Below are 26,539 nucleotides of genomic sequence, written 5' to 3'. Positions count from 1 at the left end.
GACATTAAGCCTGCCTTACTGGCAGGCTTAATGGCAAAAAGACTTTAGGGGCGTAGCTCAGTTGGTAGAGCACCGGTCTCCAAAACCGGGTGTCGCGAGTTCGAGTCTCTCCGCCCCTGCCATATAGAATCCTTTGCTTCGGCAAAGGATTTTTTTTTGCCTGAAAGACTGTAAAAACATCTCTTCTTACTATTCAGCCAGCATTCCTGCTGGCTGATGTATCAATCCATTACATTGATTTTTAACAGATCTTTTATCTGCGACTGCTTATCACTGTTTTGCAGCCAAATCGCATACAGCGGTCTGGTAAGCGTGGTGGAATCCATTACGGTATGCAGCCCAGCTTTAGTGTCTGCCCAGCGAACAGGTAACCAGGTACAACCTCTCAGCAAGGGCAGTTGCTGACAGGCGATCTCTGCAGAGCTGGTCGTTAACTGTGGGACGTCATCAGGTGCAATCAAGCCCGTCTCATGCTGCTGAAAATCAGGCCCCCATTCCAGGCGCAAATAGGTCAAGTCTGCCTTCATCATCGAAGGTTCAGAGGCATAAAGCGCCAGGCCAAACTGGCCCACAATCTGGCTGCTAAATTCGTCCATCTTGGGGGCTTCGGTTGTGATAAGAAGATCAAGCTGGCGCTCATGAAGTTGCTTAACCAGCGACTGCCGTTGCGCAATCCTGGCTTCAAATTGCAGGTGGCTATGAGATTGATAAAGCCGGGTAAGCCACTGACTTAGCATACATTCCCACAGGGAAGCGCTGGCCCCTATCGAGAACTCATTATGCCTCGAAGTATGTGCAACCTCTTTGCGTGCCGCCTGCCAGGTATTCATCAGCGTTTCTGCGTACGGCAGTAGTTTTTCGCCGGCGGGCGTGAGGCGGATATTGTTGCGATGGCGGGTAAAAAGATTCACACCCAGTTGATTTTCCAGCTGTCGAATACGAAAACTGACTGCTGACTGCGTCAGGTAAAGGGCTTCAGCTGCTCGCCCAAAGTGGCGTGTTCTGCTCACTTCAAGGAAAGTTTTAAGCAATTCCGTATCCACATCTTTCTCCGCAAAATTATTTGTCGTTATGATTTAAATGTTTTGTTTTACACTCTGTCAAGCGTAACTAATACTCCGCGCCATAAATAGCTCGGCCAAAGAATTAGGAGCGTGTAGGATGGCGGAAAGCTTTACGACGACTAATCGTTTTTTCGACAATAAACATTATCCGCGCGGGTTCTCTCGTCACGGCGATTTCACCATCAAAGAAGCTCAACTGCTTGAGCGCCATGGTTATGCCTTTAACGAGCTGGATCTGGGCAAGCGTGAGCCTGCTACTGAAGACGAAAAACAGTTTGTTTCTGTTTGCCGTGGTGAGCGTGAGCCGCAGTCTGAAGCGGAACGTGTATGGATCAAGTATATGGCACGCATTAAGCGTCCAAAGCGCTTCCATACGCTGTCTGGCGGTAAGCCGCAGATGGAAGGTGCAGAAGACTACACCGAGTCTGATGACTAAGATGATAAGAAGGGGCTACGGCCCCTTTTTTTATGCCAGCAACTTCTGCAGGTGCAGCAGCAAACGATCGATAGCGCGGTAACTCAGCGCCTCCTGCAAGTGTTTCCTCTCAATGTCAGTACATCCCTCCACGTCAGCAATGGTTCTGGCCACTTTTAGCAAACGTTGCCACGCTCGTATAGACAGCCCAAAGCGCGTCAACGTCTCCTCAAGCCATCCTGCATCTTCACTGTTAAGCGAACAAAACTGCCGGATCCCGGCATTATCAAGCCGAGCATTCAGCCTGTTTTGACGGGCGTATTGTCGTGCCTGGGCAGCGATCACCCGCTCGCGCACTTTTACTGAGCTCTCACCCGTTATGCCCGTCTGCCTGAGCAGGCCCGGCGGCGGGAGGGGGATTTCGAGGGATAAATCGAAACGGTCGAGGAATGGGCCGGAAAGCTTTCCCAGATAGCGCAGCGTCTGCTCTGGCGTACAGCGGTTATGGTTGCCCTGATAATGCCCCGTGGGGCTGGGGTTCATCGCAGCGACCAGTTGAAACTGCGCGGGATAGCTTATTTTGGCCCGCGTGCGCGAGATATGTATTTCTCCAGATTCAATAGGTTCTCTCAGTGCATCCAGCACGCGACGCTCAAACTCAGGCAACTCATCAAGAAACAGAATGCCATTGTGTGCCAGTGAGATCTCACCCGGTCCGGGGATAGACCCACCGCCGACCATTGCCGTCAGAGAAGCGCTATGATGTGGGGAACGAAAAGGGCGACGGCGCCACTGTTTTTGCAACGATGCCGAACTGATGAGGCTATATATGGCAGCGCTTTCCAGCGCTTCATGATTATTGAGCGGCGGGAGCAACCCACTCAGCCTGCTCGCCAGCATCGTTTTACCTGTACCAGGCGGGCCAATCAGCAGGAGATTGTGTCCGCCTGCAGCCGTAATCTCCAGCGCCCGTTTACCTTGCTCCTGTCCCATGATCTCACTGAGATCTTCTGGCACATCTGCTACAGCCTCGTCGCACTCCTCCGGCTCGGACAGTTCATGTCGGCCTTCCAGCCAGGCACACACTTCCTGAAGATGCCCGGCGATGAGGCACCCCTTTTCGGCAATAAGACTCACTTCTGATGCGTTTTCATTGGCGACAATGATTTGCCGCCCTGCACGAATGGCTTCCAGCGCTCCCGATATCGCACCGGGAACGCCTCTCAATGCGCCTGTGAGCGCGAGTTCACCCACGAACTCGTACGAGCCTAGCCTGGTCGTAGTAAGCTGCTCAGAAGCCGCGAGAAGCGCAATTGCGATAGGTAAATCGTATCGCCCGCCCTCTTTGGGCAGATCGGCGGGGGCAAGGTTGATGGTGATCTTCTTCGCGGGGAAGGTATAACCGCTATTTATTATTGCGCTGCGAACGCGATCCCTGGCCTCTTTAACCGTCGTTTCAGGTAACCCGACAAGCGTGAGTCCGGGCAGCCCATTACTCAAATGAACCTCTACGGAAACAAGCGGTGCCTTTACCCCGAGAGCCGCACGCGTATAAACAACTGACAGTGACATTTGCACTACCTCCTGGTGTCACTATGCCAGTACGCGTTATGCCTGTTTAGCGCTATTTAGCGAATTTACGCTGCCTGTTCAGGGATTTTAAAAGCACACTGAAACTATTGCACAATCGTGGAACCCTCCTCGCAGAGCGAAAAAAAACCTGTTTTGACGGTTAGCGGAGGAGTAAAAAAGTGAAAAATATTCATTTTCTAATTTCCGTATATAAAACAACGATTTTAAGAAATATGATTCGCGGGCTAACCAAATCCGGCATAAATAAATCTTGTGTTTGATTGAAAAACTGTGATAACTCTTTAGGTATTCCTTCGAACAAGATGCAAAAAGAACTGAAAATGACAGCCCTTCTACGAGTGATTAGCCTGGTCGTGATTAGCGTGGTGGTGATTATTATCCCACCGTGCGGGGCTGCACTTGGACGAGGAAAGGCTTAGAAATCAAGCCTTAACGAACTAAGACCCCCGCACCGAAAGGTCCGGGGGTTTTTTTATGACTAAAAAACGTAAATGAGGAGCAGAGAATGACAAGTAGCACAAAATTCTGTTTCTCCCGATTTATGACGGGGAACTAACTATGAATGGGGCACAGTGGGTAGTACATGCGTTGCGCGCGCAGGGAGTCGAGACAGTATTCGGTTATCCGGGTGGCGCAATTATGCCGATTTACGATGCACTGTATGACGGCGGCGTGGAGCACCTGTTGTGCCGACACGAGCAGGGCGCAGCGATGGCCGCCATCGGTTATGCCCGTGCCACCGGTAAAACCGGTGTCTGTATGGCGACCTCAGGTCCGGGCGCAACGAACCTGATCACCGGTCTGGCTGATGCACTGCTGGATTCTGTTCCCGTTGTTGCCATCACCGGACAGGTTGCCTCTCCGTTCATCGGCACCGACGCGTTCCAGGAAGTCGATGTACTCGGTTTATCGCTGGCCTGCACCAAACACAGTTTTCTCGTTCAGTCTCTGGAAGAGCTGCCGCGCGTAATGGCAGAAGCATTCGAGGTTGCCAGCTCCGGTCGCCCTGGTCCGGTTCTGGTCGATATCCCGAAAGATATCCAGGTCGCACACGGCGAACTGGAGCCGCACTTCTCCACCGTTGGAAACGACGACGCGTTTCCGCATGCGGAAGTTGAAGAGGCGCGTCAGATGCTGGTGCAGGCGAAACAGCCGATGCTGTACGTTGGCGGTGGCGTAGGCATGGCGCAGGCGGTTCCTGCCCTGCGCGAATTTATCGCGGCAACGCAAATGCCTGCCACCTGCACGCTGAAAGGGTTGGGTGCGGTAGATGCCGATTACCCCTACTATCTGGGCATGCTGGGGATGCACGGCACCAAAGCGGCAAACCTGGCGGTGCAGGCGTGCGATCTGCTCATCGCCGTCGGTGCCCGTTTTGACGACCGCGTCACCGGTAAGCTGAATACCTTTGCGCCGAACGCCAAAGTTATCCATATGGATATCGACCCGGCGGAGATGAACAAGCTGCGTCAGGCGCACGTCGCGCTGCAGGGCGATCTCAACGCGCTGTTACCGGCATTGCAGCAGCCGCTGGATATCAACGCATGGCGTCAGCATACCGCCGATATGCGCGCTGAACACGCCTGGCGTTACGACCATCCCGGCGAGGCCATCTACGCGCCGCTGCTGTTGAAGCAGTTGTCCGACCGTAAGCCCGCCGACAGCGTGGTGACGACCGATGTCGGCCAGCATCAGATGTGGTCCGCCCAGCACATGACCTACACCCGTCCGGAAAACTTCATCACTTCCAGCGGGTTAGGGACGATGGGCTTCGGTCTGCCAGCCGCGGTTGGCGCACAGGTTGCCCGCCCGAACGATACCGTTATCTGTATCTCCGGTGACGGCTCCTTCATGATGAACGTTCAGGAGCTCGGCACCGTGAAGCGCAAGCAGTTACCGCTGAAGATCGTGTTGCTCGATAACCAGCGTTTAGGGATGGTTCGCCAGTGGCAACAGCTGTTCTTCCAGGAACGTTACAGTGAAACCACCCTGACCGATAACCCCGATTTCCTCACCCTGGCCAGCGCCTTCGGCATTCCTGGCCAGCACATCACCCGTAAAGACCAGGTTGAAGCGGCACTCGACACCATGCTGTCAAGCGAAGGGCCATACCTGCTTCATGTCTCAATCGACGAGCTTGAGAACGTCTGGCCGTTGGTACCGCCCGGTGCCAGTAACTCACAAATGCTGGAGAAATTATCATGATGCAACATCAGGTCGCCGTGCAGGCTCGCTTCAACCCGGAAACATTAGAACGCGTTTTGCGCGTGGTGCGCCATCGTGGTTTTCAGATTTGCTCTATGAATATGGAGACGGCCACCGACGCGCAAAACATCAGTATCGAATTAACCGTTGCCAGCCCGCGGCCGGTCGACTTACTGTTTAGTCAGTTATCAAAGCTGGTAGACGTTGCCCATGTTGCCATCTGCCAGAGCACAACCACATCACAACAAATCCGCGCTTAAGCGTGACAGGACGAAAAAATGACGACAAAAAAAGCTGATTACATTTGGTTCAATGGTGAGATGGTTCGCTGGGAGGACGCGAAGGTCCACGTGATGTCCCACGCGCTGCATTACGGTACCTCCGTGTTTGAAGGCATCCGCTGCTACGATTCTCACAAAGGGCCAGTGGTGTTCCGCCATCGCGAACATATGCAGCGTCTGCATGACTCAGCCAAAATTTATCGTTTCCCGGTTTCTCAGAGCGTGGATGAGCTGATGGAAGCCTGCCGCGACGTGATCCGTAAGAACAACCTGACTAGCGCCTATATTCGTCCGCTGGTCTTCGTGGGTGACGTCGGTATGGGCGTGAACCCGCCAGCCGGTTACAACACCGATGTGATCATTGCCGCGTTCCCATGGGGTGCCTACCTGGGTGCTGAAGCCCTGGAGCAGGGGATCGACGCAATGGTCTCTTCCTGGAACCGCGTTGCACCAAACACCATCCCGACCGCGGCGAAAGCGGGCGGTAACTACCTTTCTTCCCTGCTGGTCGGCAGCGAAGCGCGCCGTCACGGCTACCAGGAAGGTATCGCGCTCGACGTGAATGGCTACATCTCCGAAGGCGCAGGTGAAAACCTGTTTGAAGTGAAAGACGGCATTCTGTTTACGCCGCCATTCACCTCGTCCGCGCTGCCGGGCATCACCCGTGATGCCATCATCAAGCTGGCGAAAGATCTGGGTATCGAAGTGCGCGAGCAGGTGCTGTCCCGCGAATCCCTGTACCTGGCCGATGAAGTGTTTATGTCCGGTACCGCGGCTGAAATCACCCCGGTGCGCAGCGTAGACGGCATTCAGGTGGGCGAGGGCCGCTGTGGCCCGGTCACCAAACGCATTCAGCAAGCGTTCTTTGGCCTCTTCACCGGCGAGACAGAAGATAAATACGGCTGGTTGGATCAGGTTAATCACTAAATATAAATTTGGGACGGCACGCACCGTCCCATTACATAGTCAGACGGGAGTAAATAAAGCATGCCTAAGTATCGTTCAGCCACCACCACCCACGGCCGTAACATGGCCGGTGCCCGCGCGCTGTGGCGCGCCACCGGAATGACCGACGCCGATTTCGGCAAGCCAATTATCGCCGTGGTGAACTCCTTCACCCAGTTCGTACCGGGCCACGTGCACCTGCGCGATCTCGGTAAGCTGGTTGCCGAGCAAATCGAAGCCTCCGGCGGCGTGGCGAAAGAGTTCAACACCATTGCGGTGGATGACGGTATCGCGATGGGCCATGGGGGCATGCTCTATTCACTGCCGTCGCGCGAGCTGATCGCCGACTCGGTAGAGTACATGGTTAACGCCCACTGCGCCGATGCGATGGTCTGTATCTCCAACTGCGACAAAATCACCCCGGGGATGCTGATGGCCTCCCTGCGCCTGAACATTCCGGTGATCTTCGTCTCCGGTGGCCCGATGGAAGCGGGGAAAACCAAGCTCTCCGACAAAATCATCAAGCTCGACCTGGTCGATGCGATGATTCAGGGCGCGGACCCGAAAGTCTCTGACGAGCAGAGTGACCAGGTGGAGCGCTCCGCGTGCCCGACCTGCGGCTCCTGTTCCGGTATGTTCACGGCGAACTCCATGAACTGCCTGACCGAAGCGCTGGGCCTCTCTCAGCCGGGCAACGGCTCGCTGCTGGCGACCCACGCCGACCGTAAGCAGCTGTTCCTCAGTGCTGGTAAACGCATCGTTGAGCTGACTAAGCGCTACTACGAGCAGGACGACACCAGCGCGCTGCCGCGCAGCATCGCCAGCAAAGCGGCGTTCGAGAACGCCATGACCCTGGACATCGCCATGGGTGGTTCCACCAACACCGTTCTGCACCTGCTGGCCGCCGCGCAGGAAGCCGAAATCGACTTCACCATGAGCGACATCGACAGGCTCTCCCGTAAAGTGCCGCAGCTGTGTAAGGTCGCACCGAGTACCCAGAAGTACCATATGGAAGACGTGCATCGCGCGGGTGGCGTCATCGGTATCCTCGGCGAGCTGGATCGCGCCGGGCTGCTGAACCGTGACGTGAAAAACGTGCTTGGCCTGTCGCTGCCTGAGTCGCTGAACCAGTACGACGTGATGCTGACCAAAGACGACGCGGTGAAAAAGATGTTCCGCGCGGGCCCTGCTGGTATTCGTACTACCCAGGCGTTCTCGCAGGACTGCCGCTGGGATACCCTGGACGATGACCGCGCTGAAGGCTGCATCCGCTCGCTGGAGCATGCCTATAGCAAAGACGGCGGCCTGGCCGTGCTGTACGGTAACTTTGCGGAAAATGGCTGCATCGTGAAGACCGCTGGCGTGGACGACAGCATCCTGAAATTCACCGGTCCGGCGAAGGTGTACGAAAGCCAGGATGAAGCGGTAGACGCCATCCTCGGCGGCAAAGTGGTGGAAGGCGACGTGGTGGTCATTCGCTACGAAGGTCCAAAAGGCGGGCCGGGCATGCAGGAGATGCTCTACCCGACCACCTTCCTGAAATCCATGGGCCTCGGTAAAGCCTGTGCGCTGATCACCGACGGTCGTTTCTCCGGCGGGACCTCTGGTCTCTCCATCGGTCACGTTTCGCCGGAAGCGGCAAGCGGCGGCAACATCGCCATCATCGAAGACGGCGACCTGATCGAAATAGACATTCCGAATCGCGGCATTCAGCTCAAGCTGAGCGACCAGGAGATCGCGGCGCGTCGTGAAGCGCAGGAAGCGCGCGGCGATAAAGCCTGGACGCCGAAAGACCGCCAGCGTGAAGTTTCCTTCGCCCTGCGCGCCTACGCGAGCCTTGCCACCAGTGCAGATAAAGGCGCGGTGCGCGATAAATCTAAACTTGGGGGCTAACGATGGCCGAGTCGCAACCCTTATCCGCCGCCCCCGAGGGGGCGGAATATCTCAGGGCGGTGCTTCGCGCGCCGGTCTATGAAGCCGTGCAGGTCACTCCCCTGCAGAAAATGGAAAAACTCTCTTCGCGCCTCGACAACGTCATCCTGGTGAAGCGCGAAGACCGCCAGCCGGTGCACAGCTTCAAGCTGCGCGGTGCCTACGCGATGATGGCCGGGCTGACCGACGAGCAGAAAGCGCGCGGGGTGATTACCGCATCGGCGGGCAACCACGCGCAGGGCGTGGCGTTCTCGTCTGCCCGTCTGGGGCTGAAAGCGCTGATCGTGATGCCGGTTGCTACCGCCGATATCAAGGTCGACGCGGTGCGCGGTTTCGGCGGCGAAGTCTTGCTCCACGGGGCCAACTTTGACGAAGCAAAAGCCAAAGCGATTGAACTGGCGCAGCAGCAGGGGTTCACCTGGGTGCCGCCGTTCGACCACCCGATGGTGATTGCCGGGCAGGGGACGCTGGCGCTGGAGCTGCTGCAGCAGGATGCCCATCTCGACCGCGTCTTTGTCCCGGTGGGCGGCGGTGGTTTAGCCGCAGGCGTGGCGGTGCTGATCAAACAGCTGATGCCGCAGATCAAAGTCATTGCCGTGGAAGCGGAAGACTCCGCCTGCCTGAAAGCGGCGCTGGATGCCGGGCATCCGGTCGACCTGCCGCGCGTCGGGCTGTTTGCCGAGGGCGTGGCGGTGAAGCGCATTGGCGACGAAACGTTCCGCCTGTGCCGGGAATATCTCGACGATATCGTCACGGTGGATAGCGATGCGATCTGCGCGGCGATGAAGGATCTGTTCGAAGACGTGCGTGCGGTGGCGGAACCCTCCGGCGCGCTGGCGCTGGCGGGCATGAAAAAATACATCGCGCAGCACAACATTCGCGGCGAGCGTCTGGCGCACGTGCTTTCCGGTGCCAACGTGAACTTCCACGGTCTTCGCTACGTGTCCGAGCGCTGCGAGCTGGGCGAACAGCGTGAAGCGCTGCTGGCGGTGACCATTCCGGAAGAGAAGGGCAGCTTCCTGAAGTTCTGTCAGCTGCTGGGCGGTCGTTCGGTGACGGAGTTTAACTACCGTTTTGCCGATGCTAAAGACGCCTGTATTTTTGTCGGCGTGCGTCTGAGCCGCGGCGTGGAGGAGCGCAAAGAGATCCTCAGCCTGCTGCATGAGGGCGGCTATAGCGTAGTCGATCTCTCCGACGACGAGATGGCGAAGCTGCACGTGCGTTACATGGTCGGTGGTCGTCCTTCGAAGCCGCTCAGGGAACGCCTGTTCAGCTTTGAGTTCCCGGAATCGCCGGGCGCGTTGCTCAAGTTCCTGCACACGCTGGGCACGCACTGGAACATCTCTCTGTTCCACTACCGCAGCCACGGCACCGACTACGGCCGCGTGCTGGCGGCGTTCGAACTGGGCGAGCACGAGCCGGATTTCGAAACGCGGCTGAACGAGCTGGGCTACGAGTGCCATGACGAAACCCACAACCCGGCGTTCCGCTTCTTCCTGGCAGGCTAAGGGCTGAGCGGCATGTAGGCCGGGTAAGCGCAGCGCCACCCGGCTTTAGTGGTTCGGCAGTATCGTCCAGAACGCATCAATAAGCGGCTCATGCAGCCGCTTTTTTTGTGCGCACACGCCAAGCTCAAACGGCGTTTTCTCGTCGCTGCGCTCTAAAATCATCACGCGATTGCGCACCGGCTCCGGGCTGTTGTCCAGCACCACTTCCGGCAGCAGCGCCACGCCGCAGCCCAGCGCCACCATCGACACCATCGCCTCATGGCCGCTGACGGTGGCGTAAATCGACGGGTTGCTGATTTTCTGACGGCGGAACCACAGCTCAATGCGGCGGCGAACCGGGCCCTGATCGGCCATGATAAACGGCACCGTGGACCAGTCCGGTTTTTCCACCGATACCTGGTTACGCACCGGGCAGGGCAGCGCCGGGGCAATCAACACCACCGCCAGATTTTCCAGCATCGAGAACGCTACCGCGCCCGGCAGGGTTTCCGGCTTCCCGGCAATGGCGAGATCCGCTTCGCCTGTCACCACTTTTTCCATCGCGTCGGCAGCGTCGCCGGTAGTGAGCTTAATTTCAACCGACGGATGCGCCGCGCGAAAGCGGTCAAGGATGGGCGGCAGATGGCTGTAGGCGGCGGTCACGGAGCAGAAAATATGCAGCTCACCGGAGAGTGACGGCCCCTGCTGATCGATAGAGTGCCGCAGCTGCTGGTACTGCAACAGCGTCTGCTGGGCAAAAATACGCAGCTCTTCGCCCGCTTCCGTGAGGGTGACGGTGCGGTTATCGCGCACGAACAGCGGCTGGCCGAGGTCTTCCTCAAGGCGCTGGATCTGGCGCGAAAGCGTGGAGGGGCTGACGTGCATCGCCCGGGCGCTGCGGCCAAAGTGACGGCTTTCCGCCAGGTGCAGGAACATTTTCAGATCGCGTAAATCCACCGATTCCACTCCCTCTTTTTACATTGCATAAATTGCAATGTGACGTTGTGAATATATCAATTTCCGCAATAAATTTCCTGTTGTAATGTGGGTACATTCTCGCTGAAACGCGAACCGAACAATAAGACACACAACATCACGAGGTATCACCCATGGCTAACTACTTTAATACACTGAACTTGCGCCAGCAGCTGGCGCAGCTGGGCAAATGCCGCTTCATGGCGCGCGATGAATTTGCCGATGGCGCGAGCTACCTTCAGGGTAAAAAAGTGGTCATCGTCGGCTGTGGCGCACAGGGTCTGAACCAGGGCCTGAACATGCGTGACTCCGGTCTGGATATCTCCTACGCCCTGCGCAAAGAAGCGATTGCCGAGAAGCGTGCCTCCTGGCGCAAAGCGACCGAAAATGGCTTCAAAGTGGGTACCTACGAAGAGCTGATCCCGCAGGCGGATCTGGTGGTTAACCTGACGCCGGACAAGCAGCACTCAGACGTTGTGCGTTCCGTACAGCCGCTGATGAAAGACGGCGCGGCGCTGGGTTACTCCCACGGCTTCAACATCGTTGAAGTGGGCGAGCAGATCCGTAAAGACATCACCGTAGTGATGGTGGCACCGAAGTGCCCGGGTACCGAAGTCCGTGAAGAGTACAAACGTGGCTTCGGCGTGCCGACGCTGATCGCGGTTCACCCGGAAAACGATCCGAAAGGCGAAGGCATGGCGATTGCCAAGGCATGGGCAGCGGCGACCGGCGGCCACCGTGCGGGCGTGCTGGAATCGTCCTTCGTTGCCGAAGTGAAATCCGACCTGATGGGCGAGCAGACCATTCTGTGCGGCATGCTGCAGGCCGGTTCTCTGCTGTGCTTCGATAAGCTGGTTGAAGAGGGCACCGACCCGGCATACGCGGAAAAACTGATTCAGTTCGGCTGGGAAACCATCACCGAAGCGCTGAAGCAGGGCGGTATTACGCTGATGATGGACCGTCTGTCCAATCCGGCAAAACTGCGTGCTTACGCGCTGTCTGAACAGCTGAAAACCATCATGGCGCCACTGTTCCAGAAACATATGGACGACATCATTTCCGGCGAGTTCTCTTCCGGCATGATGGCTGACTGGGCGAACGACGATAAGAAACTGCTGACCTGGCGTGAAGAGACCGGTAAGACCGCGTTCGAAACCGCGCCACAGTACGAAGGTAAAATCGGCGAGCAGGAGTACTTCGATAAAGGCGTGCTGATGATCGCGATGGTGAAAGCAGGCGTTGAGCTGGCGTTCGAAACCATGGTGGATTCCGGCATCATTGAAGAGTCTGCGTACTACGAATCACTGCACGAGCTGCCGCTGATCGCGAACACCATCGCCCGTAAGCGTCTGTACGAAATGAACGTGGTTATCTCTGATACTGCAGAATACGGTAACTACCTGTTCTCTTACGCCTGCGTACCGCTGCTGAAAGAGTTTATGACCACTCTGCAGCCGGGCGATCTGGGTAAAGCGATTGCAGAAGGTGCCGTGGACAACGCGCAGCTGCGCGATGTGAACGAAGCGATTCGCAGCCACCAGATCGAGAAAGTGGGTCACAAACTGCGTGGCTACATGACCGACATGAAGCGTATCGCGGTAGCGGGTTAACAACTTTGTCGGGTGGCGCTTTGCTTACCCGACCTACAAAACCGTAAGATGTAGGCCGGGTAAGGCGCAGCAGCCACCCGGCTTGTTTATTTGCGGTACAGCACTTTAATCACGTGGTAGCCGAACTGCGTGTGCAGCGGGCCGGTTGGCTCCAGCACCGGGCAGGAGAAGACCACTTTATCGAATGCCGGTACCATCTGACCCTGGCGGAATTCACCCAGATCGCCGCCGCGTTTGCCTGACGGACAGATAGAGTGCTTCTTCGCCAGCTTGCCGAAGTCGGCGCCGTTTTTGATCTGCTCCAGAAGATCCAGAGCCAGTTTCTCTTCTTTAACAAGAATATGCAGTGCTGCTGCTGTTTTTGCCATGATCGTGCCTTGAGTGGTATGGATTAGGCTCGCTATACTACCACGCTGTTATTCTCCCCTCCTGACTTTCATTGAGCGATCATTTATGCGTTTAAACCCCGGACAACAACAAGCCGTCGAATTTGTCACCGGACCGTGTCTGGTGCTGGCGGGTGCAGGATCCGGCAAAACGCGCGTTATCACCAATAAGATTGCGCACCTGATCCGCGGCTGTGGCTATCAGGCCCGGCACATTGCGGCGGTAACCTTTACCAATAAAGCGGCGCGTGAGATGAAAGAGCGTGTCGGCCAGACGCTGGGACGAAAAGAGGCGCGCGGCCTGATGATCTCCACCTTCCACACGCTGGGGCTGGATATCATTAAACGCGAGTATGCTGCGCTGGGAATGAAGTCCAACTTCTCGCTCTTCGATGACACCGACCAGGTGGCGTTGCTCAAAGAGCTCACCGAGGGGTTGATCGAAGATGACAAGGTGCTGTTGCAGCAGCTGATCTCAACGATCTCAAACTGGAAAAACGATCTGATGACCCCGGCCCAGGCCGCGGCGATCGCCAAAGGCGAACGGGATCGGATCTTCGCCCACTGCTACGGTCTGTACGATGCACATATGAAAGCGTGCAACGTGCTGGACTTTGACGACCTGATTCTGCTGCCCACGCTGCTGCTGCAGCGGAACGAAGAGGTTCGCGAGCGCTGGCAGAACAAAATCCGTTACCTGCTGGTGGATGAGTATCAGGACACCAACACCAGCCAGTACGAGCTGGTGAAGCTGCTGGTGGGGCAGCGCGCGCGTTTCACAGTTGTCGGCGACGACGACCAGTCAATTTACTCCTGGCGCGGCGCGCGTCCGCAAAACCTGGTGCTGCTGAGCAAAGATTTTCCCGCTCTGCAGGTGATTAAGCTGGAGCAAAACTACCGCTCCTCCGGGCGTATCCTGAAAGCGGCAAATATCCTGATCGCCAATAACCCGCATGTGTTTGAGAAGCGTCTCTTCTCCGAGCTGGGTTACGGTACTGAATTGAAGGTGCTCAGCGCCAATAATGAAGAGCATGAGGCGGAGCGCGTGACGGGCGAATTGATCGCCCACCACTTCGTCAATAAAACCGAATATAAGGATTACGCGATCCTCTATCGCGGCAATCACCAGTCGCGCGTCTTTGAAAAGATGCTGATGCAGAACCGCATTCCGTACAAAATCTCGGGCGGTACGTCGTTCTTCTCACGGCCAGAGATTAAAGATCTGCTGGCCTATCTGCGCGTGCTCACGAACCCGGATGACGACAGCGCGTTTCTGCGCATCGTGAATACGCCGAAGCGCGAGATTGGCCCGGCGACGCTGCAAAAGCTGGGCGAGTGGGCGATGACGCGTAATAAAAGCCTGTTTACCGCCAGCTTCGACATGGGGCTGAGCCAGACGTTAACCGGTCGCGGCTATGATTCGCTAACGCGATTCACCCACTGGCTCGGCGAAGTGCAGCGTCTCGCGGAGCGCGAGCCGGTGGCGGCGGTGCGCGATCTTATTCACGGCATCGACTATGAGTCCTGGCTGTACGAAACCTCGGCCAGCCCGAAAGCGGCTGAGATGCGGATGAAAAACGTTAACCAGCTCTTCAGCTGGATGACCGAAATGCTGGAGGGCTCTGAAATCGACGAGCCGATGACCCTGACGCAGGTCGTCACCCGCTTTACCCTGCGCGACATGATGGAGCGTGGCGAGAGCGAAGAAGAGGCCGATCAGGTACAGCTGATGACGCTGCACGCGTCAAAAGGTCTGGAGTTCCCGTATGTCTATCTGGTTGGTATGGAAGAGGGGTTGTTACCGCATCAGAGCAGCATTGATGAAGACAACGTCGACGAGGAGCGCCGCCTGGCCTACGTGGGGATCACCCGTGCGCAGAAAGAGCTGACGTTCACGCTGTGTAAAGAGCGCCGTCAGTATGGCGAACTCGTCCGCCCGGAGCCGAGCCGTTTCCTGCTGGAGCTGCCGCAGGATGACCTGATCTGGGAACAGGAACGCAAAGTGATTACCGCAGAAGAGCGGATGCATAAGGGGCAGGCTAACGTGGCGAACATTCGCGCCATGCTGGCAAAAGCCAAAGAGAAAGGATAATGATGAGTAGGCCGGATAAGGCGAAGCCGCCACCCGGCAATGTTCAGCGTATTACTTCACTTCCAGCACCCAGTGCACATAGCTCTGCCACTGGCACTCCTGCTCGATCATCTCTGCCCCAAGCGGGTGACGCTCAATCCAGTTTTCCGGCAGCGTCAGCGACAGTTTTTCGTCATCGGCCACCAGATTGATTGCAGGCAGCAAATCATCGCGACGGCGGCTGGCAAAGAGAATCGCCAGACGCAGCAGGCGGCACAGATGCTCGGCCACGCGCGGCGGTACGGCGTTTTGCTGATGCAAAGATGAGAGATCAACGGCGTTGGTCTGGTTCAGCAGCAGCGTTGCCAGCAGCTTTTTCTGTGCGGGCGTGTAGCCCGGTAAATCCAGGTTGCGAACCAGATACGCTGCGTGAGCGGGGGCCTGCTTAAAATCAATGCTCAGCCCCACTTCATGCAGCGCACAGGCGCTCAGCAGTAAATCGCGGCTCAGATGATCAAGATCCCAGACGTTAGCGACCTGATCGGCGAAGCGAGATGCCAGCTGCGATACGCGTCCTGCCTGATCGATATCGACCAGAAAACGACGCTGTACGTTGCGCAGGGTTCGGCTGCGGATATCCTGATCGACCGACAGATGCAGCATCCCGTAGACCAGACCTTCGCGCAGCGCGCCGCCGGCAAGGGTCATACACTGGATGTTGAGCTCGGTGAAAATGGCGATCAGAATGGCCAGCCCGCTCGGGAAGACCAGCGCGCGTTCCAGCGTCAGGCCTTCAATTTCCAGTTCTTCCAGGCGTCCGCACTGGATGGCGCGCTGTTTTAGCTGCTGAAGTTTGGCAAGCGTAATCCGCTCGTCCATTCCCTGCGCCATCATGATTTCCTGCAGGGCCTGCACGGTCCCCGACGCACCCACGCACACTTTCCAGCCGTGATAGCGCAGTTCGTCCATCACGGGACGTAATACCTCGCGCGCGGCATTTTCTGCCTCGTCGAAGTTCTCTTTACCCAGATTACGATCGGTAAAATAGCGCTCAAGCCAGGTCACGCAGCCCATCGACAGGCTGAACAGCGACGTAGCCTGCGCGCCGGTGCCGGTCACCAGCTCGGTACTGGCTCCGCCGATATCCACCACCAGGCGGCGATCGTCACCCCCCGTGGTGTGTGCAACCCCCTGATAAATCAAGCGAGCTTCTTCTTCACCGCTAATAACCTGAACCGGGCAACCGAGAATCTCCTGCGCTCTGGCAATAAAATCCACGGCGTTAACCGCCAGGCGGAGTGTCGCAGTGGCGACAACGGTTATTTGGGCGTGCGGGATATCCTGCAGACGCTCGGCAAAGAGTCGCAGGCACTGCCAGCCACGTTCCATGGCTTCAGGCGAGAGGTGATTGTCGCTGCTCAGGCCCGCCGCGAGGCGGACCTTGCGCTTAATGCGCGTCAGCGTTTGTATGCTTCCCGCCACCTCGCGCACAACCAGCATATGAAAACTATTCGAACCGAGATCAATTGCCGCATAAAGCGTGGTGGAGCTGAGCATATTTTCTTAACCTGAACGACGACGATTACGCGGTGCGCCGCCTGAACGACGCGGACCATTGCCGGAGCGTGGGCGGGTAAGACGCTTAGGCGGCGGCAGTTCGCTTAACAGCGCTTCCGGATTGTATTTGCTCTGCGGAATAGAGTGACCGATGTAGGTCTCAATGGCCGGAAGGTTCAGCGCATACTCTTCACACGCAAGGCTAATAGAGTGACCGCTTGCGCCCGCACGACCGGTACGACCGATACGGTGTACGTAGTCTTCGCAGTCGTCTGGCAGATCGTAGTTAAAGACGTGCGTTACGGCTGGAATGTGTAAACCACGTGCAGCCACGTCGGTGGCGACCAGAATATCGAGATCGCCGCGGGTAAACTCTTCGAGAATACGCAGGCGTTTTTTCTGCGCCACGTCGCCGGTCAACAGGCCAACACGGTGACCATCGGCAGCCAGGTGGCCCCAGATGTCTTCACAACGGTGTTTGGTGTTGGCAAAGATGATGGCGCGATCTGGCCACTCTTCTTCAATCAGCGTTTGCAGCAGGCGCATTTTCTCTTCATTTGAAGGATAGAAGAGCTCTTCTTTAATGCGGTGACCCGTTTTCTGTTCCGGTTCCACTTCAACGTATTCGGCGTTGTTCATCTGTTCGAACGCCAGCTCGCGAACGCGGTAGGAGAGGGTTGCAGAGAACAGCATATTCAGGCGCTGATTAGCCGGAGGCATACGGCGGAACAGCCAGCGGATGTCTTTAATGAAGCCCAGATCGTACATGCGGTCAGCTTCATCGAGCACCACAACCTGGATGGCACCGAGGTTAATGTGGTTCTGTTTGGCGTAATCAATAAGACGGCCGGTGGTACCGATCAGGATATCCACACCACTTTCCAGCACTTTCAGCTGCTTATCGTAGCCATCGCCGCCATAGGCCAGGCCCAGCTTCAGGCCGGTAGCCTGCGCCAGGGGTTCAGCGTCTGCGTGGATCTGTACCGCCAGTTCTCGCGTCGGGGCCATAATTAGCGCGCGCGGCTGGTTAACTTTGCGGTCTGCAATCGCTGGGTGAGAAAGTAAATAATGAAACGTTGACGTTAAAAACGCCATCGTTTTGCCGGTACCGGTTTGCGCCTGCCCGGCAACATCGCGTCCGGCCAGCGTCAGCGGCAGCGCGAGGGCCTGAATGGGCGTGCAGTTATGAAATCCTTTATTTTCAAGGGCTTCAATCACCTTCGGGTGCAGCGCGAAGTCGGAAAACTTCTGTTCTGTTAAATGTGTTTTGCTCATAGTGTGGTAGAATATCAGCTTACTATTGCTTTACGAAAGCGTATCCGGTGAAATAAAGTCAACCTTTAGTTGGTTAATGCGACATCAACGCGTCGTTGGTGGAGACAAAACCAACGTACCAGGCTTATTCCTGTGGAGTTATATATGAGCGATAAAATTATTCACCTGACTGACGACAGTTTTGACACGGACGTACTTAAGGCTGACGGGCTGATCCTCGTCGATTTCTGGGCTGAATGGTGTGGTCCTTGCAAAATGATCGCCCCGATTCTGGATGAGATCGCCGACGAATATCAGGGCAAACTGACCGTTGCCAAGCTGAACATCGACCAGAACCCGGGCACCGCACCAAAATACGGTATCCGTGGTATTCCGACCCTGCTGCTGTTCAAAAACGGCGAAGTGGCGGCGACCAAAGTGGGCGCGCTGTCCAAAGGTCAACTGAAAGAGTTCCTCGACGCTAACCTGGCGTAAGGTTTCTCCGCTGTGCGTTCAGAGCCCCCGGCTAAATGATTCGGAACTCTGGACGCCCGGCTGAAGTCGTGCTAAGTTAGCTATGACTTCGTTTTAAACATATCTTGTTGTTTGAATCTTGTTTTACCCGATACTTCCCGTTGTTAACATGAACAGTGCGTGAAGTGGCTAAATTCCGGGCTTGTCACTCAATCCGTCTTGTCGTTTCAGTTCTGCGTTCTTTCCCTGTGACCAGACAGCGAACAGACATGAGTTGATGGCCGCTAAACAGGCATGGATGACCCTGCCATACCATTCACAACATTAAGTTCGAGAATCACCCCGAGTTTAAGAACCCACACCATTATGAATCTTACCGAATTAAAGAATACGCCGGTTTCTGAGCTGATCACTCTCGGCGAAAATATGGGGCTGGAAAACCAGGCTCGTATGCGCAAGCAGGACATCATTTTCGCCATCCTGAAGCAGCACGCTAAGAGTGGCGAAGATATCTTTGGCGACGGTGTGCTGGAGATATTGCAAGACGGATTTGGTTTCCTCCGCTCTGCAGACAGCTCCTACCTCGCCGGCCCTGACGACATCTACGTATCCCCCAGCCAAATCCGCCGTTTCAACCTCCGCACTGGTGACACCATTTCAGGTAAGATTCGTCCTCCTAAAGAGGGTGAACGCTACTTTGCGCTGTTGAAAGTCAATGAAGTTAACTTCGATAAGCCAGAAAACTCGCGCAATAAGATCCTCTTTGAGAACTTAACGCCGCTGCACGCGAACTCTCGCCTGCGTATGGAGCGTGGTAACGGTTCTACCGAAGACTTAACCGCGCGCGTTCTGGATCTGGCCTCACCAATCGGTCGTGGTCAGCGTGGTCTGATTGTGGCGCCGCCAAAAGCGGGTAAAACCATGCTGCTGCAGAACATCGCGCAGAGCATTGCTTACAACCACCCTGACTGTGTGCTGATGGTGCTGCTGATTGACGAACGTCCGGAAGAAGTGACCGAGATGCAGCGTCTGGTTAAAGGTGAAGTGGTTGCTTCTACCTTCGACGAGCCAGCATCTCGCCACGTTCAGGTTGCGGAAATGGTTATCGAGAAGGCAAAACGCCTGGTTGAGCACAAGAAAGACGTGATCATCCTGCTCGACTCCATCACCCGTCTGGCGCGTGCCTACAACACCGTGGTCCCGGCGTCTGGTAAAGTCCTGACCGGTGGTGTGGATGCTAACGCCCTGCATCGTCCAAAACGTTTCTTCGGTGCTGCACGTAACGTCGAAGAGGGCGGCAGCCTGACCATCATCGCGACGGCGCTGATCGATACCGGTTCCAAAATGGACGAAGTTATCTACGAAGAGTTTAAAGGGACAGGCAACATGGAACTGCACCTCTCTCGTAAGATCGCTGAAAAACGCGTCTTCCCGGCAATCGACTACAACCGTTCCGGTACCCGTAAAGAAGAGCTGCTCACCACCCAGGAAGAGCTGCAGAAAATGTGGATCCTGCGCAAAATCATTCATCCAATGGGTGAAATCGACGCGATGGAGTTCCTCATTAACAAACTGGCAATGACCAAAACCAACGACGATTTCTTCGACATGATGAAACGCTCGTAACGCAAATAAAGCCAGCGAACGCCACGTTTTTACGTGGCGTTTTTCTTTTATGGACTATACGCTAGTACCACCTACTCACAATTTTGACTGGGCAGTGCGACAATAAGATAATTCGCACAGTAAAAACATTAATAGCTTGAATAATAAACAAATGGAACTGTAAGAGGTTTGCTTTATAACTTCAGGCTCAGCGCCTTGATGGTTATACTTCCTTGACTAACATTTGTTGAGAACATCCATTGTGAACCTACTTGATACGTTTACTGAACTAACCAGTATTTTCTTGTTTACCACCTGCTTTTTGTTTCTGGCACGTAAGGTGGCGAAATATCTGGGGTTAGTGGATAAACCCAACTTCCGTAAGCGTCATCAAGGCATGATCCCTTTGGTCGGAGGTATCTCTGTTTTCGCGGGGATCTGCTTCACGTTTGCCATCGCGGATTACTATATCCCACATGCCAGGCTGTACCTAACCTGCGCGACGGTGCTTGTGGTGGTTGGCGCTCTTGACGACCGTTATGATATTAGCGTCAAAATCCGCGCCTTCGTTCAGGCTGCTGTGGCTATTGCTATGATGGTGTTCGCTAAGCTGCACTTGAGTAGCTTGGGCTATATTTTTGGCTCCTGGGAGATGGAACTCGGTCCGTTCGGTTATTTCCTGACACTTTTTGCCGTGTGGGTGGCGATTAACGCATTCAACATGGTTGACGGTATTGATGGTTTGCTGGGAGGCCTGTCCTGCGTCTCATTTGCCGCAATTGGTTTCATTTTATGGTTCGATGGGCAATATAGCCTTGCTATGTGGTGTTTTGCCATGATTGCGGCCATCCTGCCTTATATCCTGTTAAATCTCGGTGCATTGGGCCGGCGCTATAAAGTATTCATGGGTGATGCGGGTAGCACGCTTATCGGCTTTACTATCATTTGGATCTTGCTGGAAACCACTCAGGGTGATGTACACCCCATTAGCCCGGTAACAGCATTATGGATTATCGCTATCCCGTTAATGGATATGGTTGCGATTATGTATCGCCGTCTGCGTAAAGGGATGAGCCCTTTCTCTGCTGACCGCCAGCACATTCATCATTTAATCATGCGAGCCGGATTCACTTCCCGGCAGGCATTTGTGCTTATTACGCTGGCGGCTGCTATTCTAGCGGCGATTGGCGTGACGGCGGAATATACACATTTTGTACCTGAATGGGCTATGTTGGTATTGTTCTTGCTAGCTTTTTCTCTCTACGGCTACTGCATTAAGCGCGCATGGAAAGTAGCGCGGTTCATTAAACGTATTAAACGCAGGATGCGTCGTAACAGTGGCAAAAACACAACATTAACTAAGTAAAACCGGGACTATGATGACTCAACCGTTGGCGGGAGCGAAATCAGTGGTAACTGAGAATGAACTGGATATTCGGGGTTTGTTTCGCGTGTTATGGGCAGGCAAACTTTGGATTGCGGGGATCGCGCTGGGGTTTGCACTGTTAGCGCTGGCCTATACGTTCTTTGCAAAACAAGAGTGGAGCGCCACGGCAATCACTGACAAACCAACGGTTAACATGCTTGGGGGGTTCTATTCCCAACAGCAATTCCTGCGAAACCTGGATATCAAAGCTAACCTCGCCACGCCGGATCAGGTCTCCGTTATGGATGAGGCCTATAAAGAGTTTGTGATGCAACTGGCTTCGTGGGATACGCGCCGCGACTTCTGGTCCCAGACGGATTACTACAAGCAGCGTCGGGTTGATAACACCAAAGCCGATGCCGCTCTGCTGGACGATCTGATTAACAATATTCAATTTATGCCGGGCGACGCGCTGCGTAACGTGAATGACAGCGTCAAGCTGATTGCAGAAACCGCGCCGGACGCCAACAACCTGCTGCGTCAGTATGTCGCGTTTGCCAGCCAGCGTGCCGCAAGCCATCTTAACGAAGAGCTTAAAGGCGCCTGGTCGGCTCGTACCATCCAGATGAAAGCGCAGGTGAAACGTCAGGAAGAGGTGGCTAAAGCGATTTTCGCTCGCCGTGTACACAATATTGAGCAGGCGCTGAAAATTGCGGAACAGCACAATATTTCCCGTACTGAGACGGACGTGCCGGCTGATGAACTACCTGATTCAGAGATGTTCCTCCTTGGCCGCCCCATGTTGCAGGCACGTCTGGAAAACCTTCAGGCCGTCGGTCCTGATTTTGACCTCGATTACGATCAAAATCGCGCGATGCTCAATACGCTTAATGTCGGTCCATCTCTGGACCCGCGTTTTCAGACCTATCGTTATTTGCGAACGCCTGAAGAACCTGTAAAACGCGATAGTCCGCGTCGTGCATTCCTGATGATCATGTGGGGGATTGTGGGCGCACTGACGGGCGCAGGCGTGGCGTTAACGCGTCGTCGTACAAACTAAGAATACCGTTTACGATGAAGGCTACTGCCTTGATCGCCTAATCGAAGAGAATCGATGTGAAAGTACTAACCGTATTTGGCACCAGGCCGGAGGCCATAAAGATGGCGCCTCTGGTTCATGCGCTGGCCAGCGATCCTGATATTGAAGCGAAAGTGTGCGTCACGGCCCAGCACCGTGAGATGCTCGATCAGGTGTTAACGCTCTTTTCCATCGTCCCGGATTATGACCTCAATATTATGAAACCGGGGCAAGGATTGACGGAGATAACTTGTCGTATTCTGCAAGAGCTGAAGCCTATCCTGGAGTCATTCAAGCCTGACGTGGTGCTGGTACACGGCGACACCACCACGACCGTGGCGACCAGCCTGGCCGCGTTTTACCAGCGAATTCCCGTGGGGCATGTTGAGGCGGGTCTGCGTACCGGCAATCTTTATTCGCCGTGGCCGGAGGAGGCCAACCGCACGCTAACGGGCCACCTGGCGATGTATCACTTTGCGCCTACGGAAAACTCGCGTCAGAACCTGCTGCGTGAAAATATCGCCGATAACAAAATCTTTGTGACCGGCAATACGGTCATCGATGCGTTAATTTGGGTACGTGACCGGGTCCTGGCAAACCACGAGCTTAAGAACGAACTCGCTGCCCGCTATCCATTCCTGCACAACGGCAAAAAAACCATTCTGGTCACCGGCCACCGTCGCGAAAGCTTTGGCCGGGGTTTTGAGCAAATCTGTCACGCGCTGGCTGAAATCGCGGCGCAGAACGACGACGTGCAGATTGTCTATCCGGTCCATCTCAATCCTAACGTCAGCGAGCCGGTTAACCGCATCCTGGGTCATATCGAAAATGTCCTTCTGATTGAACCTCAGGACTATCTGCCGTTTGTCTGGCTGATGAACCATGCCTGGCTGATCCTTACCGATTCCGGCGGCATTCAGGAAGAAGCGCCTTCTCTTGGCAAACCGGTGCTGGTGATGCGTGAAACCACCGAACGTCCGGAAGCGGTCAAAGCCGGTACGGTGCGTCTGGTCGGCACCAACGCGGAACTCATCGTCGAAGAGGTCACGCGCCTTCTGCATGACGACGAAACGTATCAGGCGATGAGCCGGGCCCATAATCCGTATGGAGACGGGCAGGCTTGTGGCCGTATTTTGCATGCACTTAAACACAATCAGGTATCGCTATGAGTTTTACTACCCTCTCTGTCATTGGTCTTGGCTACATTGGCTTGCCTACCGCGGCGGCGTTTGCCTCTCGTCAGAAACAGGTTGTCGGTGTGGATATCAACGCCCGTGCGGTGGAAACCATTAACCGTGGCGAGATTCATATTGTCGAGCCCGATTTGGATCGCGTAGTGAAAGAGGCGGTGGAGGGCGGCTTCCTGCGCGCCAGTACCACGCCGGTTGAAGCGGATGCCTACCTGATTGCTGTTCCAACGCCCTTTAAAGGCGACCACGAGCCCGACATGGTCTACGTCGAGGCGGCGGCAAAGTCCATTGCTCCTGTGCTGAAGAAAGGGGCGCTGGTGATTCTGGAGTCAACCTCTCCGGTCGGTGCTACCGAGCAGATGGCGCAGTGGCTGGCCGACGCGCGCCCTGATTTAAGCTTCCCGCAACAGGCGGGGGAGCAGGCGGATATCAACATTGCCTACTGTCCGGAGCGCGTGCTACCGGGCCAGGTCATGGTCGAACTGATTAAAAATGACCGCGTCATTGGCGGTATGACGCCCGTCTGTTCCGAACGCGCTAGCGCGCTGTACAAGATTTTCCTGGAAGGCGAGTGCGTGGTGACAAACTCCCGCACCGCCGAGATGTGCAAGCTGACGGAGAACAGCTTCCGTGACGTTAATATCGCCTTTGCGAACGAACTGTCGCTGATTTGCGCCGATCAGGGGATTAACGTCTGGGAGTTGATTAGCCTGGCGAATCGCCATCCGCGTGTAAACATTCTCCAGCCAGGCCCGGGCGTGGGTGGACACTGCATCGCCGTCGATCCGTGGTTTATTGTGGCTCAGAATCCGGCGCAGGCGCGCCTGATTCGCACCGCGCGTGAAGTGAACGACAGCAAACCTCACTGGGTGCTCAATCAGGTCAAAACCACGGTAGCGGATTGTCTGGCAGAGAGCGGAAAGCGCGCCAGCGAGCTGAAAATTGCCTGCTTTGGTCTGGCATTCAAACCCAACATTGACGATCTGCGTGAAAGCCCGGCAATGGAAATTACTCAGATGATTGCCGAATGGCACAAGGGTGAAACGCTGGTGGTTGAGCCGAATATCCATGAGTTGCCGGCAAAACTGGCGGGGCACTGCACGCTGGCAGCGCTGGATGAGGCGCTGGCGACGGCGGACGTGCTGGTGCTGCTGGTGGATCATAAAGCGTTTAAAGCGACGTCCGGTGATGCGGTGCGTCAGAATTATGTGGTTGATACCAAAGGTGTCTGGCGTTGAACAGCCTGAACGGGGTACTTGAGCCCCTGCAGTGGGAGAGTGCCTTTTTCGGCCTGCCGTCGGCCATTGTGCGTCTGCGCGATGATGCGCCGGTACTGGCTGAATCGGATTTCATCGCCTGGCAACGGATTCAGGCGAAGATCCCGGCGGACCGTACCGACCTGCTTGATGCGCTCCAGCAACGCGGTTTTCAGCTGGTGGAAGGTGAGGCAGACCTTTCCATAACCCTCACCCGGCATGATGCACCCGGCGCTGAAATCGCAACCGAACAGGATATTCCCGTGCTGCGTCAGATGGCGGCTCAGGCGTTTGCGCAGAGTCGCTTTCGTACGCCCTGGTACGCACCTGACGATAGCGGCCGTTTCTATGCCCAGTGGATAGAGAATGCGGTTAAAGGCACCTTTGACCACGTCTGCCTGGTTTTACGCGCAGGGGACGGTCAACCCCAGGGGTTCGTCTCGCTTCGCAAGCTCAACGTGCGCGAGGCGCGTATTGGCTTATTAGCCGGGCGCGGCATGGGTGAGAAACTTATGCAGGCGGCGCTGCACTGGGCGCAGCAGCAGCAGCAGGTTGAGACGCTGCGGGTGGCGACCCAGGTGGGCAACACCGCCGCGCTTAAACGTTATATTGCGAGTGGTGCCAACATCGACGCCACCGCCTACTGGTTATACAGGTGACAAGATGATTCCATTTAACGCACCACCCGTCGTCGGAACGGAACTCGACTATATGCAGTCTGCCATGGGCAGCGGCAAACTCTGCGGTGACGGCGGTTTCACCCGTCGCTGTCAGCAGTGGATGGAACAGCGTTTTCGCAGCGCCAAAGTACTGCTGACCCCGTCCTGTACGGCATCGCTGGAAATGGCCGCACTGCTGCTGGATATCCAGCCCGGCGATGAAGTGATCATGCCGAGCTACACCTTCGTTTCCACGGCGAATGCGTTTGTCCTGCGCGGGGCGAAAATCGTCTTTGTGGATATCCGCCCGGATACCATGAACATTGATGAGACGCTGATTGAAGCGGCGATCACCGACAAAACGCGCGCGATCGTGCCGGTTCACTACGCAGGTGTGGCCTGTGAAATGGACACCATCATGGCCATCGCCAAAAAACATAACCTGTTTGTGGTGGAAGATGCCGCGCAGGGCGTGATGTCGACCTACAAGGGACGCGCGCTGGGCACCATCGGCCACATCGGCTGCTTTAGCTTCCACGAAACCAAAAACTACACGGCAGGCGGAGAGGGTGGCGCAACGCTGATTAACGACCGGGCGCTCGTGGAGCGTGCGGAAGTGATCCGCGAAAAAGGCACCAACCGCAGCCAGTTCTTCCGCGGCCAGGTAGACAAATACACCTGGCGCGATATTGGCTCCAGCTATCTGATGGCGGATCTGCAGGCCGCGTACCTGTGGGCGCAGCTGGAAGCCGCGGATCGCATCAACCTGCAGCGTCTCTCCCTGTGGCAAACCTATTACGATGCGCTGGAACCTCTGGCAAAAGCCGGGCGTATTGCGCTGCCAACGATTCCGGCGGATTGCGTCCACAACGCGCACATGTTCTACATCAAGCTGCGCGATAACGACGACCGCAGCGAGCTCATCGCCTGGCTGAAAGAAGCCGAAATTATGGCGGTGTTCCACTATATCCCGCTGCACTCCAGTCCGGCGGGCGAAGCGTTTGGAACGTTCGCGGGTGAAGACCGTTACACCACCAAAGAAAGTGAGCGTTTGCTTCGTCTGCCACTGTTCTACAACCTCGCGCCAGTTAACCAGCGTACGGTGATTAATACCCTCCTGAGTTATTTCGGCTGAT

The 26,539-nt window shown here is 55.8% G+C and carries 24 protein-coding genes and 1 tRNA gene; 19 read left to right on the top strand and 6 right to left on the bottom strand.

What is annotated here, in order from left to right:
- Positions 1-46 precede the first annotated feature (46 nt).
- Positions 47-122, top strand: a tRNA-Trp gene (locus ACVCAM_RS14600).
- Positions 123-221: 99 nt separating this feature from the next.
- Here ACVCAM_RS14600 and hdfR read toward each other — a convergent pair.
- Positions 222-1,043 (bottom strand): HTH-type transcriptional regulator HdfR, encoded by an 822-nt coding sequence (gene hdfR / locus ACVCAM_RS14595; protein WP_021242824.1) that lies wholly within the window; start codon positions 1,041-1,043, stop codon positions 222-224.
- Positions 1,044-1,161: 118 nt separating this feature from the next.
- Between hdfR and ACVCAM_RS14590 the strand changes: the two genes are divergently transcribed.
- Positions 1,162-1,500, top strand: coding sequence for a DUF413 domain-containing protein (locus ACVCAM_RS14590; protein WP_008501577.1), 339 nt, complete (start codon positions 1,162-1,164; stop codon positions 1,498-1,500).
- Positions 1,501-1,530: 30 nt separating this feature from the next.
- Here ACVCAM_RS14590 and ACVCAM_RS14585 read toward each other — a convergent pair whose 3' ends face one another.
- On the bottom strand, positions 1,531-3,051 hold the full coding sequence (locus ACVCAM_RS14585; RefSeq protein WP_025912229.1) for a YifB family Mg chelatase-like AAA ATPase: 1,521 nt from the start codon (positions 3,049-3,051) through the stop codon (positions 1,531-1,533).
- 341 nt (positions 3,052-3,392) lie between these two features.
- On the opposite strand from ACVCAM_RS14585, the gene ilvL reads away from it, so the two are divergent.
- The 7 genes from ilvL (at position 3,393) to ilvA (ending at position 9,943) form a co-directional block, all read left to right on the top strand.
- Positions 3,393-3,491, top strand: a complete 99-nt coding sequence (gene ilvL, locus ACVCAM_RS14580; RefSeq protein ID WP_001311244.1) for an ilv operon leader peptide — start codon at positions 3,393-3,395, stop codon at positions 3,489-3,491.
- Between the two features lie 86 nt (positions 3,492-3,577).
- The gene (ilvX, locus tag ACVCAM_RS14575; protein WP_192930497.1) at positions 3,578-3,628 is read left to right on the top strand and encodes a peptide IlvX; all 51 of its coding nucleotides are present in this window, start codon (positions 3,578-3,580) and stop codon (positions 3,626-3,628) included.
- A 2-nt stretch (positions 3,629-3,630) separates the two neighbouring features.
- Positions 3,631-5,277 carry an acetolactate synthase 2 catalytic subunit gene (gene ilvG, locus ACVCAM_RS14570; RefSeq protein WP_025912230.1) on the top strand — a complete coding sequence of 549 codons (1,647 nt, stop codon included), beginning with the start codon at positions 3,631-3,633 and terminating at the stop codon, positions 5,275-5,277.
- Positions 5,274-5,537, top strand: a complete 264-nt coding sequence (ilvM, locus tag ACVCAM_RS14565; RefSeq protein ID WP_003860184.1) for an acetolactate synthase 2 small subunit — start codon at positions 5,274-5,276, stop codon at positions 5,535-5,537. The genes ilvG and ilvM overlap by 4 nt, the downstream gene beginning before the upstream one ends.
- Before the next feature lie 18 nt (positions 5,538-5,555).
- Positions 5,556-6,485, top strand: a complete 930-nt coding sequence (ilvE, locus tag ACVCAM_RS14560) for a branched-chain-amino-acid transaminase (RefSeq protein ID WP_023326297.1) — start codon at positions 5,556-5,558, stop codon at positions 6,483-6,485.
- 60 nt (positions 6,486-6,545) lie between these two features.
- Entirely contained in the window at positions 6,546-8,396 is a 1,851-nt protein-coding gene (ilvD, locus tag ACVCAM_RS14555; protein ID WP_025912231.1) for a dihydroxy-acid dehydratase, read from the top strand.
- 2 nt (positions 8,397-8,398) lie between these two features.
- On the top strand, positions 8,399-9,943 hold the full coding sequence (ilvA, locus tag ACVCAM_RS14550) for a threonine ammonia-lyase, biosynthetic (RefSeq protein ID WP_025912232.1): 1,545 nt from the start codon (positions 8,399-8,401) through the stop codon (positions 9,941-9,943).
- Positions 9,944-9,988: 45 nt separating this feature from the next.
- On the opposite strand, the gene ilvY is transcribed toward ilvA, so the two are convergent.
- Positions 9,989-10,879 (bottom strand): HTH-type transcriptional activator IlvY, encoded by an 891-nt coding sequence (gene ilvY / locus ACVCAM_RS14545; protein WP_023293577.1) that lies wholly within the window; start codon positions 10,877-10,879, stop codon positions 9,989-9,991.
- A 152-nt stretch (positions 10,880-11,031) separates the two neighbouring features.
- On the opposite strand from ilvY, the gene ilvC reads away from it, so the two are divergent.
- Positions 11,032-12,507: a ketol-acid reductoisomerase gene (gene ilvC, locus ACVCAM_RS14540; protein WP_008501571.1), complete on the top strand. Its 1,476-nt coding sequence runs from the start codon at positions 11,032-11,034 to the stop codon at positions 12,505-12,507.
- Between the two features lie 86 nt (positions 12,508-12,593).
- Here the strand turns inward: ilvC and ppiC are convergent, their stop codons facing one another.
- The gene (gene ppiC, locus ACVCAM_RS14535) at positions 12,594-12,875 is read right to left on the bottom strand and encodes a peptidylprolyl isomerase PpiC (RefSeq protein WP_008501570.1); all 282 of its coding nucleotides are present in this window, start codon (positions 12,873-12,875) and stop codon (positions 12,594-12,596) included.
- An 85-nt stretch (positions 12,876-12,960) separates the two neighbouring features.
- Here ppiC and rep point away from each other — a divergent pair, with 85 nt between their 5' ends.
- A complete protein-coding gene (gene rep, locus ACVCAM_RS14530; RefSeq protein ID WP_008501569.1) occupies positions 12,961-14,985 on the top strand; it encodes a DNA helicase Rep in 2,025 nt (674 codons plus the stop codon).
- 51 nt (positions 14,986-15,036) lie between these two features.
- Here the strand turns inward: rep and gppA are convergent, their stop codons facing one another.
- Positions 15,037-16,521 carry a guanosine-5'-triphosphate,3'-diphosphate diphosphatase gene (gene gppA, locus ACVCAM_RS14525; RefSeq protein WP_025912233.1) on the bottom strand — a complete coding sequence of 495 codons (1,485 nt, stop codon included), beginning with the start codon at positions 16,519-16,521 and terminating at the stop codon, positions 15,037-15,039.
- A 6-nt stretch (positions 16,522-16,527) separates the two neighbouring features.
- Positions 16,528-17,796, bottom strand: a complete 1,269-nt coding sequence (rhlB, locus tag ACVCAM_RS14520) for an ATP-dependent RNA helicase RhlB (protein WP_021242834.1) — start codon at positions 17,794-17,796, stop codon at positions 16,528-16,530.
- A gap of 144 nt (positions 17,797-17,940) precedes the next feature.
- Between rhlB and trxA the strand changes: the two genes are divergently transcribed.
- From trxA to rffA, 8 genes are all read left to right on the top strand, one after another.
- Complete coding sequence (gene trxA, locus ACVCAM_RS14515) at positions 17,941-18,270, top strand: thioredoxin TrxA (protein ID WP_006179218.1); 330 nt, start codon at positions 17,941-17,943, stop codon at positions 18,268-18,270.
- 345 nt (positions 18,271-18,615) lie between these two features.
- Complete coding sequence (gene rho / locus ACVCAM_RS14510) at positions 18,616-19,875, top strand: transcription termination factor Rho (RefSeq protein ID WP_008501566.1); 1,260 nt, start codon at positions 18,616-18,618, stop codon at positions 19,873-19,875.
- Between the two features lie 241 nt (positions 19,876-20,116).
- Positions 20,117-21,220: a UDP-N-acetylglucosamine--undecaprenyl-phosphate N-acetylglucosaminephosphotransferase gene (gene wecA, locus ACVCAM_RS14505; protein ID WP_025912234.1), complete on the top strand. Its 1,104-nt coding sequence runs from the start codon at positions 20,117-20,119 to the stop codon at positions 21,218-21,220.
- 13 nt (positions 21,221-21,233) lie between these two features.
- The gene (gene wzzE, locus ACVCAM_RS14500; RefSeq protein WP_008501563.1) at positions 21,234-22,280 is read left to right on the top strand and encodes an ECA polysaccharide chain length modulation protein; all 1,047 of its coding nucleotides are present in this window, start codon (positions 21,234-21,236) and stop codon (positions 22,278-22,280) included.
- Positions 22,281-22,336: 56 nt separating this feature from the next.
- On the top strand, positions 22,337-23,467 hold the full coding sequence (gene wecB / locus ACVCAM_RS14495; protein ID WP_023615519.1) for a non-hydrolyzing UDP-N-acetylglucosamine 2-epimerase: 1,131 nt from the start codon (positions 22,337-22,339) through the stop codon (positions 23,465-23,467).
- Positions 23,464-24,726: a UDP-N-acetyl-D-mannosamine dehydrogenase gene (gene wecC / locus ACVCAM_RS14490; RefSeq protein WP_025912235.1), complete on the top strand. Its 1,263-nt coding sequence runs from the start codon at positions 23,464-23,466 to the stop codon at positions 24,724-24,726. The genes wecB and wecC overlap by 4 nt, the downstream gene beginning before the upstream one ends.
- On the top strand, positions 24,723-25,403 hold the full coding sequence (rffC, locus tag ACVCAM_RS14485) for a dTDP-4-amino-4,6-dideoxy-D-galactose acyltransferase (protein ID WP_025912236.1): 681 nt from the start codon (positions 24,723-24,725) through the stop codon (positions 25,401-25,403). The genes wecC and rffC overlap by 4 nt, the downstream gene beginning before the upstream one ends.
- A 4-nt stretch (positions 25,404-25,407) precedes the next feature.
- A complete protein-coding gene (gene rffA, locus ACVCAM_RS14480) occupies positions 25,408-26,538 on the top strand; it encodes a dTDP-4-amino-4,6-dideoxygalactose transaminase (RefSeq protein WP_008501559.1) in 1,131 nt (376 codons plus the stop codon).
- Position 26,539: the final 1 nt, after the last annotated feature.

The organism is Enterobacter sp. CFEC122, from assembly GCF_052983755.1.
The sequence above is the reverse complement of the archived record's forward strand: the minus strand, read 5'-3'. Positions and strand labels throughout refer to the sequence as shown.